Here is a 14753-nt window from a genome sequence, read left to right on the forward strand (position 1 = left end):
CCTCGCCCTGATCTTCCTCGCCCTGATCGACCGCTCCGATGAGCCTGCGCCGCAAACTGCTGCTGGTCGCGCTGTGCACGCTGGCCCTGCCGATCGCAGGCTGGCTGTACGTGCGGCAGATGGAAACGCTGCTGCGCGAGGGCCAGGCGCAGGCCCTGCTGGCTTCGGCCAATGCGGTGGCGCGCAGCCTGGTGGTGACCGGCGCGCTGCCGCCGGTGAGCGCCAGCAACTGGTACGTGGAATCGAGCGCGCAACCGATTACCGTCGACGGCTACGGCGACGACTGGGCGCCGCTGACGCCGTGGAGCCAGTCGCTGGGGTCGCACGGCAAACTGCTGCTGGCGGGCGACGAGGACTGGCTGTACCTGTATGCCGACGTGCGCGACACCCGTCGCACGCGCGCCGATGCCGATGATGCGAACGCGCTGGCGGCCGACCACCTGATCCTGGCGCTGGGCAATGCGAACGGCCAGCGCCGCTACCTGGTGGCCAGCGCGGCGCCCGGTGCGCTGGCGGCGCGTCCGCTCGATCCGCCGGTCGACGGCCTGCCCGAAATGATCCCCGCGCAATGGCAGGAGGATGGCAGCGGCTACCGCGTCGAACTGCGGTTGCCACGCAGCCTCGCCTTGCGCCGCCTCGGCGTCGGCATCTACGACGCGACGGCCGGCGGCGACCGCATGGCAGCCGACACGCGCCCGCTGCTCGACTACTCGGACAAGTTGTCCGGCGAACTGGCCCAACTGGTGCCCGACCAGGTGCAGGCGCGCGTGCTGGCGCCGCAGGGCTGGCTGCTGGGGCGCAGCGGAAGGTTGAACACCTTGCCGGGCAGCGATGGCCAGCCGGGCTGGTTCGCCGCGCTGGTCTATCGCTCGCTGCTGGCCAACCGGCTGGAGGATGCCAACCTGTGGGCGCAGGACGTGCCGCGGCTGGACAGCGGTGAAGTGCGCCGCGCCGCGGGCGGACAGCCTGCCACAGTGTGGCGCAGCGGCGAGGAGCGCGGCAGCGTGGTGCTGGCCGCCGCGGTACCGATCGAGCGGGCCGGCAAGGTCGATGGCGTGCTGCTGCTGGAACAGCCCAGCCGCACCGTGCCGCTGCTGGCCAACCGCGCCCTGCTCGGGCTGTTGCTGACCAGTTTCGGCGTACTGCTGGTGGCCGGCGGCATCCTGCTGTGGTTCGCCACGCGGCTGAGCCTGCGACTGGGCCGGCTGCGCAACGCGGCCGAGCGCGCCCAGTTCAACGACGGACGTCTGGACGGCCTTTTCGACAGCGGCAAGTTCCCGATGACCGACGCGCCGGACGAGATCGGCGACCTGGCCCGCAGCTTCGAGCGGCTGTTCGAGGTGGTCGGCAGCTATACCGACTACCTGCGCACGCTGGCCTCGAAACTCTCGCACGAACTGAACACGCCGCTGGCCATCGTGAAGTCCTCGCTGGACAACCTCGAACACGCCCTGCAGGCGCAGGACCGCCTGCCCGCCGACGCGCAGCCCTACCTGGCGCGCGCCCGCGACGGCGTGGCGCGGCTGGGCGCGCTGGTGCGCGCGATGAGCGAGTCGAGCCGGATGGAGCGTTCGATCACCGCGGCGGAGCCGGAAGATGTCGACTTGCGCGAGGTGGTGCGCGGTTGCGCCGAGGCCTACCGGCCGCTGATCGGAACGCGCCGCCTGGCCTGCGAACTCCCGACCGGCGCGATCAACCTGCACTGCGCGCCCGAGCTGATCGCCCAGGCGCTGGACAAGCTGCTCGACAACGCGCTGTCGTTCACCCCGCCCGACGGCTGGTTGCGCCTGAGCCTTGCCGCCACGCCCGACGGCGCCGAGATCGAGCTGGCCAACCAGGGCCCGCCGCTGCCGGCCGCGATGCAGGGCCGGCTGTTCGACTCGCTGGTCAGCCTGCGCGACAAGGCCACCCCCGGCGACGCGCCGCATCTGGGCCTGGGTCTGTACGTGGTGCGCCTGGTCGCCGAACGCCACGGCGGCGTGGCCAGCGCACGCAACCTCGACGACGGCAGCGGCGTGGCGTTCTCGCTGCGCCTGCACGGAATGCCGCGGCCGCGGTTGTGAACCGCGCCGTTCGTTCACGCTGTCGCCGGCTCTGCCCTACAATCGGCGATCCTGCCAACCACGGATTGAGCACGTGATCTCCCCAGACAAAATCAGCCGGGACGAATTCGACGCGCTGGTTGCCCAAGGCCACACGCGCATACCGCTGGTGCGCGAGGTGTTTTCCGACCTCGACACGCCGCTGTCGGTGTACCTGAAACTGGCCGATGGCCCGTACACCTTCCTGTTCGAATCGGTCGAGGGCGGCGCCACCTGGGGACGTTATTCGATCATCGGCCTGCCGGCGAAGCGGGTGTATCGCCTGCGCGGCCACGAGCTGGAGGTCGAGGACTCCGGCGAGGTCACCGAACGTCGCCACCTCGACGATCCGCTGGGCGAGATCGAGAAGCTGCGCGCGCAGTACGACGTGCCGCGGCTGCCGCAGCTGCCCGCGTTCTCGGGCGGCCTGGTCGGCTACTTCGGCTTCGAGACGATCGGCTACATCGAGCCCCGGCTCGCCCAGTGGGATCGTGCCGACGAGCTGGGCACGCCCGACGTGCTGCTGATGCTGGCCGAGGAAGTGGCGGTATTCGACAACCTCAAGGGCCGGCTGTACCTGATCGTGCACGCCGATCCGTCGCAGCCGCAGGCGTACGCCGAGGCGCAGCGCCGGCTCGATGCGCTGGTCTACCGGCTGCGCCAGGGCGGCGCGTCGTACCCCCAGCTGACCCAGTCGGTCGCGCTGGACGAGGGCGATTTCAAATCCTCCTTCACGAAGGAGGAGTTCGAGGCGATGGTCGAGAAGGCCAAGGAATACATCCGCGCCGGTGACATTTTCCAGGTGGTGCCGTCGCAGCGGCTCAGCGTGGGTTTCAACGCGCGACCGGTCGACGTGTACCGCGCGTTGCGCGCGCTGAACCCGTCGCCGTATATGTACTTCGTCGACCTGGGCGATACCCAGATCGTGGGTTCCTCGCCGGAAATCCTCGCCCGGCTGAAGGACGGCAAGGTGGTGGTGCGTCCGCTGGCCGGCACGCGCAAGCGCGGCGCCACCGAAGAGGAGGACCAGGCGCTGGAAGCCGAGCTGCTGGCCGATCCCAAGGAACGCGCCGAGCACGTGATGCTGATCGACCTGGGCCGCAACGACATCGGCCGGATCAGCGAGAACGGCACGGTGGAAGTCAGCGAATCGTTCGTGATCGAGCGCTACTCGCACGTGATGCACATCGTCTCGCAGGTGCAGGGCACGGCGAAGCCGAACCTGAGTTACATGGACGTGCTGAAAGCCACCTTCCCGGCCGGCACGCTCAGCGGCGCGCCGAAGATCCGCGCGCTGGAGATCATCCAGGAACTGGAGCCGTACAAGCGCAACATCTACGCCGGCGCGATCGGCTGGATCGGCTGGTGGGGCGACGCCGACACCGCCATCGCGATCCGCACCGCGGTGATCCAGAACGGCCGCCTGCACGTGCAGGCGGGCGCCGGCATCGTCTACGACTCCGACCCCGCGGCGGAGTGGGAAGAGACGATGAACAAGGGTCGCGCACTGTTCCGCGCGGTGGCGCAGGCGGCGAAAGGGCTATAGTTTTTCAGAAGTCGCTCGTTACCGATGGATGCGAGGAAAGCCCATTTTTGACTGGGAAGGCGATAAGAAAATATGCAGATCACGCCTCACCAAGCCAATTACTATGCTCACGCACTGACCAGCCGTGAGGATGCCGACGGCATCGGCGGTATTTCCCAGTCGCTGTTCGACGCCAGCGTCGATCTGAACCCGCATCAGGTCGATGCCGCACTGTTCGCCTGCCAGAACCCGCTGTCGCAGGGGGTGATCCTGGCCGATGAGGTGGGGCTGGGGAAAACTATCGAGGCCGGGCTTGTCATCTCCCAATGCTGGGCTGAGCGTCGTCGCCGCATCCTGATCATCGTGCCTGCCAACCTGCGCAAGCAGTGGCATCAGGAGCTGCAGGAGAAATTTGCGCTCGACGGCATACTGCTGGAGAGCAAGAACTATAGCGCCATGCGCAAGCAGACGGCCCAAAGTCCGTTCGATTCGCCTGATCGTCTTGTCATCTGCTCATACCAGTTCGCCAAGTCCAAGGCGGACGACATCGCCGCCATCGGTTGGGATCTGGTAGTGATGGACGAGGCACATCGCCTGCGCAACGTCTACAAGAAAGGCAATGTGATCGCCCGTACCATCAAGGACGCGCTGACGCATGTGCGGGCCAAGGTGTTGCTCACTGCCACGCCGCTGCAAAACACCCTGCTGGAGCTGTACGGCCTGGTCAGCATGATCGACGACCGTGTCTTCGGTGATCTCGACAGCTTTCGCTCGCAATTCAGCCAGCCCAGTGAAGGTGCACTGGCCAGCCTACGCAGTCGTCTCGGCAGTGTTTGCAAGCGCACGCTGCGCAGGCAAGTGCAGCAATACGTGTCCTACACCGCGCGGCGCGCGATCCTGCAGGAGTTCACCCCGTCGGTGGGTGAGCAGGAGCTCTCTCGTCTCGTGGGGGACTACCTGCGCCGCCCCAGCCTGAAAGCGTTGCCGGACGGCCAGCGCCAGCTGATTTCGCTAGTGCTGTGGAAATTGCTGGCCTCGTCATCCCATGCTATTGCCGGTGCGCTCGATACTATGGCTAATCGGCTGCAGGGCGTGCTGGACGAGGCGCCTGAAGTCGATTTGAGCGAAGCCCTGGATCAGGACTACGAGTCGCTTGACGAGACCGCCGACGAGTGGAGCACGGATGGCGTCAGCGAGGCGCCGCCGTCCGTGCAGGAGCGCGAAGCCATCGCCAGCGAGATGGCCGAGCTGCGCCATTTCAAGTCACTGGCCACCGGCATCCGCGAAAACGCCAAGGGCCGGGCGTTGCTCATCGCGCTGGACAAGGCCTTCGCCGAACTGAATCGGTTGGGCGCTGCGCGCAAGGCGATCATCTTCACCGAGTCGCGCAAAACTCAGGACTATCTGCTGTCGCTGCTCGCCGATACGCCCTACGGCGACGGCATCGTGCTGTTCAACGGCACCAACAGCGACTCCCGCGCCAAGGCAATCTACAAGGCATGGCTCGATCGCCACCAGGGCACCGACAAGATCACCGGGTCACGCACCGCCGACACCCGCGCCGCCCTGGTCGAGCACTTCCGCGACAATGGCACCATGATGATCGCCACCGAAGCGGGTGCCGAAGGCATCAACCTGCAGTTCTGCTCGTTGGTCATCAACTACGACTTGCCGTGGAATCCGCAGCGCATCGAACAGCGCATCGGTCGTTGCCATCGCTACGGGCAAAAGCACGATGTGGTGGTGGTCAACTTCGTCGATCGCTCCAACGAGGCCGACGCGCGCGTCTACGAGCTGTTGTCGCGCAAGTTCCAGTTGTTCGAAGGTGTGTTCGGTGCCAGCGACGAGGTGCTTGGGGCCATCGGCTCAGGCGTAGATTTCGAGCGTCGCATTGCCGACATCTACCGGAACTGCCGCGAGCCGGAGGCCATCCGCGCCAGCTTCGAACAGCTGCAGCTCGATCTCTCGAGCGAGATCAACGAGCAGATGGTCAGGACGCGCCAGATCCTGCTGGAAAACTTCGACGAAGACGTCCACGACAAGCTGCGCCTGCGTGCCGAGGACAGCACCAACACGCTGGATCGTTACGGCCAGATGCTGATGGCGCTTACTGAGTCCGAACTGGCCGAATGCGCCAACTTCGAAGCGGGTGGATTCGTGTTACGTCAGTTGCCCGATGCCAATCTGCGCGGCGTGGAACTAGGGCGCTACGAATTACCCCGTCGCAGCGGCGAGGCCCATCTGTATCGCCTCGGGCACCCGTTGGCCGAATGGCTGATCGATCGAGCCAAACAGCGAGAGCTGGAGGGCGCCCACCTGGTGTTCGACTACGACGCTTACGGCAAACGGATTACCACGCTGGAGCCGTTTCGCGGCAAGAGCGGTTGGCTCAGCGTTCACCGTGTCAGCGTCACGGCGCTCGGCCGCGAAGAGGCTCACCTGGTCGTGGCGGCGGTGACCGCCGGCGGCGTGGCGCTGGAGGAGGGCGACCCGGAAAAGCTGTTGCGGCTCCCGGCGGAGATGAAGCCGGCGGGCCTGTTCGGTCCGGGCGACGCAGCACTCGACCTGGAGGTCGAGCGTCGCACGCACGCGCTGATGCAGGGTATCAGTGAGCGCAACCTCGGCTATTTCGGGCAGGAAGTAGAGAAGCTCGATGCATGGGCGGATGATCTGAAACTGGGGCTTGAGCAGGAGATCAAGGCCGTCGATGTACAGATCAAGGAGACCCGACGCCATGCTGCGATTGCCGCTACGCTGGAGCAGAAGCTGGTACAGCAGAAGGCGCAGCGTGAGCTGGAAGGGAAGCGCAGCAAGCTGCGGCGTGAGCTGTTCCAACGGCAGGATGAAGTGGAAGCGCGGCGCAATGCGCTGATCGAGCAGTTGGAAGAGCAGATGCAGCAGAAAGTGACCCAGGAACTGTCGTTTCTCGTCGCATGGGAGCTGCGCTAGGTTTGGAGTGAATCGCCGGTCACATGGAAACAGGGGAAGGATCGTGAAAACGCTATCGGAAGAGCTTGCAGGGAAGGTAATGCCAGTGCTGGTCGAGCAGGGGCTATTCCTGCCGGAAGATGCGCAGCGCTACGAAGCCAAACTGGCCTCCGGGAAAATGAAGGCCGAAGACTGGCGCCTTATCGCTGAGAAGGCCGCCGCGAAAGAGGTGAGCCTGTGAGCGCCGGCGCGCTGCTTCAGCTGACGGTAGAACACCTCCGTGGCTCTGTTGTGCCGTTTTCCTTTTCATTCGAAAAGGGCAAGAAGCTCACCATCGTCTACGGTGAGAACGGCACCGGAAAATCCACTCTGTGCGATGCCTTCGATCTATTGGGCAACGGCAACGTCGGGTCGTTGGACGGCCGTGGCTTAGGGACGACCAAGCGTTACTGGCAGTCAGTCGGCAAGCTGCCGATTGATATCAAAGTATCCCTGTCTACGTCATCGGGTGACTGCACTGCTACGATCGGTAAAAAGGATGTGGTTGTAATCCCGGATGAGCACAGGCCGAGCGTAGAAGTGCTGCGCAGGAGCCAGATACTTGGCCTAGTGGAGGCCAAACCCGCCGAACGCTATGGCGCCATCAGTCGGTTCATCGATGTCTCGGGTGTGGAGGACTCCGAAAGCAGCCTCCGGAAGCTGATCCTGGAGGTCGTGCGAGAACAGCAGACAGCGCTGACGCGGGTGAACGAAAATCGGGAGCAGATCGAGCGATTTTGGCTGGCCGCAGGCAAGCCCTTGGCCGATGCACGCGCGTGGGCTGGGCTTGAGATTCAGAAGGACCCCGCCGACATTGATCGACGCAGAGTGGCGATAGACGGCCTAATTGCCACATGGGAGCCGGTTTCAAAATTTCCACTAAAGCACCAAATGCTCGCCGGCAAACTGAAGGCAGCGTCAGACGAGCTGGTCAGGGCAAAGGCCGCGCTGGCTGCAATCAACGAGGAGGCCGCCAGCGACTATCTTGCCGTGCTGGACATCCTGCAGGCGGCGCAACGTCATTTTAGACAGCACCCGGACCCCGCCGTTTGCCCCCTTTGCGAAAGCAGTGAAAAGGCGGCTGGACTAGCCGCCGAAGTGGATCGGCGTGTCAATGCGCAGCATCTGGCAGGCAAGCTGAAGGAATCGAAAAGCCAGGTCGACGCCAAGGAGCGTGAGGTCCAGCAGGCGATGCAGCGCATCACCGATCTGGAACAATCCGCTCGAAATGACGCGGCGGCACTGGAGGCCAGCTGCAAGCACAACGAACTACCTGCCGGTACAGCCTGCCCCGCATTCCCTGTTCCTGCCGATCTGGCGCAGTGGCAGACATGGCTGGATGACCAAGCTGCGCTTGTCGCTCAATGGCGCGAGGCGTCGGATGAGTGCGTGGATGCGAAGAAGTTCGTCACCACGTTGCGCACCTCGCTCGAAGCGCTGGAGTTGAACGAGCAGTTGGCAGGAGAGCTTGAGACGCTTCTGCCGGCACTTCAGCGTACGCTGGCCGTGGTCGAGCAGGAGCGCAAGAAATTTACCGATGGAATTCTCGCCGCCATCGCGACACGCGTCGGCGAGTTGTACGACCTCGTGCATCCTGGCGAGGGGCTCAACAAGATCAGCCTGGAACTGGACGCCGCCAAGCGTGCGTCCCTGGAAATATCGACCGACTTTGGCGGCATGCACAATGCACCGCCGCAAGCGTACTTCAGCGATTCGCATCTGGACACGCTCGGGTTGTGTGTCTTCCTCGCCTTGGCCGAGCGGGAGCTCCCCGCGGAGACCATTCTGGTGCTGGACGACGTTCTGGGCAGTGTGGATGAGCCGCACGTGGACCGGGTTATCGACATGCTTTATGACGAAGCGAAACGTTTCAGGCATTGCGTGATAGCCACCCACTACGGCCCATGGCGCCAGAAGTACCGCTGGGGCTTCTTGAGGAACGGCCAGTGCCAGTTCGTGGAGTTGACGCGCTGGTCCATGGATAAGGGCATTTCGCTCACCAAGAGCGTGCCCGATATCGAGAAGCTGCGGCTCGCCCTGGCCGAGTCGCGCCCGGATGTGCAGGTGGTCTGCTCAAAGGCGGGAGTGGTGCTCGAGGCCGTACTGGATTTCCTGACCCTGCTTTACGGCTGCCGCGTGGCGCGCCGGCTGGATGGCAACTACACGCTGGGTGATCTACTGCCGGCGGTGGACAAGAAACTGAGGTCGGCACTGTGCGTCGAGCATCGAGAAGAGGATGCCTTGGGCGCCGTTACCTACACCGCCAGGCCGCTTGCTGCCCATCTGGACAAGCTGGAGAGCATCGCCCAGGCGAGAAACGTTTTTGGCTGCCACTTCAACACCGCGTCGTTCGGCCTGCCCGACAACGATGCGATGATGTTCGCTGGCGAGGTGCTGGCACTGGCCGAGGCGCTTGTCGATCCCGAAGCCGGCTGGCCGCGAAGCAACAAATCAGGCAGTTACTGGGCGACAAGCGGCGAGACGCGCCGTTTGCACCCACTTCAGAAACCGAGTTGAGACATGGCAGTAAACAAGCAAAAACTGGAACTCACCTGGATCGGCAAGGAGAGGCGGCCGAAGCTGGAGCCGCGGATTCTGCTGGAGGAGCCGGAGCGGTCGTATCACGCGGCGCAGCGAGTGAGCGAGGATGACTTGTTCGACAACAGACTGATCTTCGGCGACAACCTGCTGGCGCTGAAGGCGCTGGAGCAGGAGTTCGCCGGCAAGGTGAAGTGTGTCTTTATCGATCCGCCGTACAACACGGGTAGCGCGTTCGCTCAGTATGACGATGGGTTGGAGCATTCAATTTGGCTGTCTCTTATCCGAGATCGCCTAGAAATCATTCGTAACCTGCTACGCGACGACGGTTCACTTTGGATAACCATCGATGACAACGAGGCGCACTACTTAAAAGTGCTTGGCGACGAGGTGTTCGGGCGCAGTTGCTTTGTCGCTGATTTGTCTTGGCAAAAACGCGACGGACCGCCCAATGATCGAAAAATTGGTTCCATACATGACCACGTTTTGGTGTGGGCCAAGACTCGTTCGGGAAATAGCAAGAAGACCGCGGCTGAGGAAGCATTTAATTTAATGCCGCGGACGGAAAAGGCCGACGCGCAGTACCAAGTCTTCACTGAACCTAGTGGGCCCGATCATCGAGGTGCTTTCCGCAAGATCGATACCACAGCCAACGGCAAGGGTGGGCGATACGTAGAGAGCCTTTTTTATCCAATTCGTAATCCTTACACCGGCAAGGATGTTTGGCCACGTGAAGGAACTTGCTGGCGTCATCGTAAAGAAGAGATGGAGCGACTTCAGGCTGATGGTCGTCTGTTTTGGGGCGCGAAGGGTACAGCTTCGACCCCCATGCGTAAGCTCTTCAAGTTTGAAACAAAGCAGGGGATGACAGCCCCTTCGATCTGGTCGGATTGCGGTCTCAATCAGCACGCTTCTGCGCATATGGAGGGCTTGTTCGGAGAGAAAGCTTTCTTCGAAACGCCGAAACCAGAGGAGCTTCTATATCGCGTGATCCATATCGCCACGAATCCCGGCGACCTGATCCTCGATTCTTTCGCCGGCTCCGGCACCACCGGCGCGGTCGCTCACAAGATGGGCCGGCGCTGGATCATGGTGGAGCTGGGCGAGCACTGTCATACGCACATCATTCCGCGCCTGAAGAAGGTGATCAATGGCGAGGATCAGGGTGGTATCAGCAAGGCGGTGAATTGGCGCGGCGGCGGTGGCTTCCGCTATTACCGGGTGGCGCCGAGCCTGATCGTCGACGACCACTGGGGCAATCCGGTGGTGAACCCGGCCTATAACGCCACGCAGCTGGCCGAAGCCTTGTGCAAGCTGGAGGGCTTCACCTACGCACCGTCGGAAACGCTGTGGTGGCAGCACGGCCATTCCAGCGAGCGTGACTTCATCTGCGTCACCACGCAGAACCTGTCGGCCGAGCAGCTGGAGGCGCTGGCGGAGGAGGTGGGCGTCGAGCGCAGCCTGCTGGTGTGCTGCGCCGCGTTCCATGGCGTGACCGCCGCTGCCGCGGTGGGGCGCTGGCCCAACCTGACGCTGAAGAAGATCCCCAAGATGGTGCTGAGCCGCTGTGAGTGGGGGCATGACGATTACAGCCTCAACGTGGCGAATCTGCCGATGGCGGAGCCAGAACTCGAGCCGGGTCCGTCGGCATCCAAAGGGGTCAAACGCCGCGCGAAGCGTGCGGCCGATGCGGAGCCGGATTTGTTCGGCGACGCGGCGGCTGAGGACGAAGCATGAGCGCCGAGGACGAAGAGGCGCCGGCATCCGAGCTGATCCTCTACCGCACCGAGGATGCGCAGACGCGCATTCAGGTGCGGCTGGAAGGCGGCTCGGTGTGGCTGACCCAGGCGCAGATGGGTGAGCTGTTCGACACCTCGCCGCAGAACATCACCTTGCATCTGAAGGCGATCTTCGCCGAGGGTGAGCTGGACGAGGCGGCAACCTGTAAGGATTACTTACAAGTTCGCCAGGAAGGCGCGCGCCAGGTGTCGCGACGCCTGCGGCACTACAACCTCGACGCCATTCTGGCCGTGGGTTACCGGGTGCGCTCGCCGCGCGGCACCCAGTTCCGCCAATGGGCCACGGCGCACCTGCGCGAGTTTCTGGTCAAGGGTTTCAGCATTGATGCCGAGCGCCTGAAGCGCGGTCAGGACGATGCCTATTTCGAAGATCTGCTGGCGACGATCCGCGATATCCGCTCCTCGGAGAAGATGTTCTGGCGCAAGGTGCTGGCGATCTACGCCACCAGCGTCGACTACGACGCCTCGGCTGAGGCAAGCCAGCAGTTCTTTGCCACGGTGCAGAACAAAATGCACTGGGCCGCGCACGGGCACACCGCCGCCGAGCTGATCGTGGCCCGCGCCGATGGCGACAAGCCGAACGGCGGCATGACCAACTGGACGGGTAGCGCCCCTCGCAAAGCGGACGCGCGCGTCGCCAAGAGCTATCTGCATGCGGATGAGCTCGAAGCGTTGAACCGCATCGTCACCGCGTATCTGGAGTTTGCCGAGTTGCAGGCATTGAACCGCAAGCTGATGACCATGGCCGACTGGATCACCAAGCTGGACGACTTTTTGCGGCTGAGTGATCGGGAGATCCTGACCCACGCCGGGCGCATCAGCCACGAACAGGCGCTGGAGTTCGCCAATACACAATTCGAGCGGCTCCGCCAACGCAGGATCAACGAGCCGTCGGCGGTGGAGCGGGATTTCGACGAGGCTACCAAAAAGCTGGATGCGCTGAAAAGAAGCCGCGGCGGAAGAGCGGGCGGTGGTGACAGGGAGGACAAGGCATGAGCGCACGCGCACAACACTACGTGGCCGGGCGGCTGTCGCTGCGCCCGCCGCAGGCCGAATCGCTGGCGCGGCTCGCGCAGGCGCTGGACGCCGCCCCTGGCATGCGCTCGCACGAGCGTGATCTCGATGCGGTGCTAGCGACGCTCAAGACGGAGTTCGCCACGCTGCAGGATTTCGAGCGCGACTTTCCCTCGCTGTGCTTCGCCCTGGCCACCGGCGTGGGCAAGACCCGCTTGATGGGTGCGTTTGTCGCCTATCTGCACTTGGCGTACGGCATCAACAATTTCTTTGTGCTGGCGCCCAACCTCACCATCTACAACAAGCTGATTGCGGACTTCACCCCCAACACGTCCAAGTACGTGTTCAAGGGCATTGCCGAGTTCGCCCAGCAGTCGCCGGAGATCATCACCGGCGACAACTACGAGGAGCGCGGCAGTTCGCTGGGTTTGCTGTCGCCGGTGACGATCAACATCTTCAACATCTCCAAGATCAATTCGGAGGTGCGCGGTGGCAAGGAGCCGCGCATCAAGCGCATGCGCGAGGTGCTTGGCGACAGCTACTTCAACTATCTGGCCGGGCTGGACGACCTGGTGATGCTGATGGACGAGTCGCACCGCTACCGCGCCAGCGCGGGCGTGCGGTCCATTAACGAGCTCAAGCCGCTGTTCGGGCTGGAGCTGACGGCAACGCCGTTCGTGGAGTCCAGCCGCGGGCCGGTGCCGTTCAAGAACGTGGTAATGGACTACCCCTTGGCTCGGGCGATGGACGACGGCTTCGTCAAGGAGCCTGCGGCGGTCACCCAACGCAACTTCGATGCGCGGGCGCACACGCCGGAAGAGATCGAGAAGATCAAGCTGGAAGACGGCGTGCGCCTGCACGAGGCGACCAAGGTGGAGCTGCTGACCTACGCACGTGAGAACGACGTGCCGGTGGTCAAGCCGTTCATGCTGGTGATCGCCCGCGATACCACTCATGCGGGTCAGTTACTGGCATGGATGGAGTCGCTGGAATTTTTCGAGGGTCGCTATGCGGGCAAGGTGATCCAGGTCGATTCCAGCAAGTCCGGCAAGGACGAGGAGGAGATGATCACGCGGCTGCTGGCGGTGGAGAGTGTGGACGAGCCGACCGAGATCGTGATCCACGTGAACATGCTCAAGGAAGGTTGGGACGTCACCAACCTGTACACCATCGTGCCGCTGCGTGCGGCCAATGCCCGCACGCTGATCGAGCAATCCATCGGGCGCGGCCTGCGCCTGCCGTACGGCAAGCGCACCGGGGTGGCGGCGGTGGACCGGCTCAACATCGTGGCGCACGACAAGTTCCAGGAAATCATCGATGAGGCCAATCGTGGCGATTCGCCGATTCGCCTGAAGCAGCTCATTCTGGATGCACAGGGCCGGGACGAGCGCAAGACCAGCGTGCAGGTACCGGCTAGTGTTGACGAGCGGCTGGGATTGGCCGAACCGACACACCAGCCGCCTGCCGTCGGCGTCGATCAGTCGGAAGTGCCGCCAGCGCCCGTGTTCACCACCGAACCGGAGCGCAGGGCGGCGCGCATGGTGATGGATGTGATCGGCACCTACGAGGTGCGTGGCGCCGAGGTGCCGACCAGCGGTGCACTGATGACGCCTGAAGTGCAGCGCGAGATTGCCGCCAAGGTGGCCGAGCGACTCAAGCCGATGCAGTCCTCGCTGTTGCCGGAGCCCGCGATCGATCTGAACGATGTGGTGGCTAAGACCACGCGGATACTGATCGACCAGACCATCGACATCCCGCGCATCGCGGTAGTGCCCAAGGGGGAAGTCAGCACCGGCTTCCACCCATTCACGTTAGATGTTGCTTCGCTGCACCTGCAGCCGAGCGAGCGCGAGATCGTGATCCAGAACCTCCATACCAACGCGCAGGAAACGATGGAGGCCGAGCAGGGCTTTCACGAAGAGCGGCTGGAGAATTACATCGTCCACGCGTTGGTGGACTACGACGACATCGACTACGTGGCCCACGCCGACTTGCTGTACGACTTGGCCGGACAGATGGTGCGGCACCTGTTGAGCTACCTGTCGGAGTTCGAGGCGCGCAGTGTGCTCAATGGCAGCCGCAAGTTGATCGCCGGCGAGATTCACGCGCAGATGCTGAAGCACTTCTGGACACGCGCCACCTCGTACGAGGTTCAGGTGAGCCGCGGGTTTACCGGGCTGCGCCCGAGCACCTACACCGTCGCGGAAAACCAGCCGGTGCAGCATTTTCGCGAAACCCCGAAGGAAGTGGGGCGGATCAAGCAGATGCTGTTTGGCGGCTTTTCCCGCTGCCTTTACCCGTTGCAGAAATTCGATTCGGACTCCGAGCGGCGCTTTGCCGTGATCCTGGAGCGAGATGCGCTCAAGTGGTTCAAGCCGGCCAAGCGGCAATTCCAGATCTACTACAAACTGGGCATCGAGCAGCCCGAATACGTGCCGGACTTCGTGGCCGAGATGGCTGACACCATCTTCATGGTGGAAACCAAAGCTCGGGACGACATGACCTCAATTGAGGTCTCCGCCAAGGCCGAAGCAGCCTTGCGTTGGTGCGGACATGCCACGGACTATGCAGCGCAAGTTGGCTCCAAGCCTTGGTGCTATTTGCTGATCCCACATGACGAAGTGCTTGAATCAAAGCGATGGAACGATTATGTCCGGCATGCAGTCAAGGCATGATCGTGGCAGCGGACCGCACCGCAATGCGTCCGCGTGGCCCAAGATGGCTTCGCATACTTTAACGAGCGGTGGAGACCTGCAAGGAGTCTCCACAGACCTTTACACTGTCGTTATTGATCGTTTGTCCACATCTGCAACCGCAATTGCTGTGTTC

General features: G+C 63.2%; 8 protein-coding genes. All 8 read left to right on the forward strand.

Features of this window, described 5'->3' with window-relative positions; translation table 11 throughout:
• The first annotated feature begins 38 nt into the window (after positions 1-38).
• The 8 genes from I6J77_RS02750 to I6J77_RS02785 all read left to right on the forward strand — a co-directional run bounded on the left by I6J77_RS02750 (position 39) and on the right by I6J77_RS02785 (position 14599).
• Positions 39-2063: an ATP-binding protein gene (locus I6J77_RS02750; RefSeq protein ID WP_204110482.1), complete on the forward strand. Its 2025-nt coding sequence runs from the start codon at positions 39-41 to the stop codon at positions 2061-2063.
• Between the two features lie 91 nt (positions 2064-2154).
• Positions 2155-3627 (forward strand): anthranilate synthase component I, encoded by a 1473-nt coding sequence (gene trpE, locus I6J77_RS02755; protein WP_204111375.1) that lies wholly within the window; start codon positions 2155-2157, stop codon positions 3625-3627.
• A 72-nt stretch (positions 3628-3699) separates the two neighbouring features.
• Positions 3700-6555 carry an SNF2-related protein gene (locus I6J77_RS02760; RefSeq protein WP_204110483.1) on the forward strand — a complete coding sequence of 952 codons (2856 nt, stop codon included), beginning with the start codon at positions 3700-3702 and terminating at the stop codon, positions 6553-6555.
• Between the two features lie 43 nt (positions 6556-6598).
• A complete protein-coding gene (locus I6J77_RS02765; RefSeq protein ID WP_204110484.1) occupies positions 6599-6775 on the forward strand; it encodes a hypothetical protein in 177 nt (58 codons plus the stop codon).
• Entirely contained in the window at positions 6772-9090 is a 2319-nt protein-coding gene (locus I6J77_RS02770) for a hypothetical protein (RefSeq protein ID WP_204110485.1), read from the forward strand. Before I6J77_RS02765 ends, I6J77_RS02770 begins: the two co-directional genes overlap by 4 nt.
• Positions 9091-9093: 3 nt before the next feature.
• Positions 9094-10848: a site-specific DNA-methyltransferase gene (locus tag I6J77_RS02775; RefSeq protein ID WP_204110486.1), complete on the forward strand. Its 1755-nt coding sequence runs from the start codon at positions 9094-9096 to the stop codon at positions 10846-10848.
• A complete protein-coding gene (locus tag I6J77_RS02780; RefSeq protein ID WP_239309162.1) occupies positions 10845-11906 on the forward strand; it encodes a virulence RhuM family protein in 1062 nt (353 codons plus the stop codon). Before I6J77_RS02775 ends, I6J77_RS02780 begins: the two co-directional genes overlap by 4 nt.
• Positions 11903-14599 carry a DEAD/DEAH box helicase family protein gene (locus tag I6J77_RS02785; RefSeq protein WP_204110487.1) on the forward strand — a complete coding sequence of 899 codons (2697 nt, stop codon included), beginning with the start codon at positions 11903-11905 and terminating at the stop codon, positions 14597-14599. The genes I6J77_RS02780 and I6J77_RS02785 overlap by 4 nt, the downstream gene beginning before the upstream one ends.
• Positions 14600-14753: the final 154 nt, after the last annotated feature.

Origin of the sequence: Rhodanobacter sp. FDAARGOS 1247, from assembly GCF_016889805.1 — a bacterium.
Taxonomy (GTDB): Bacteria; Pseudomonadota; Gammaproteobacteria; order Xanthomonadales; family Rhodanobacteraceae; genus Rhodanobacter.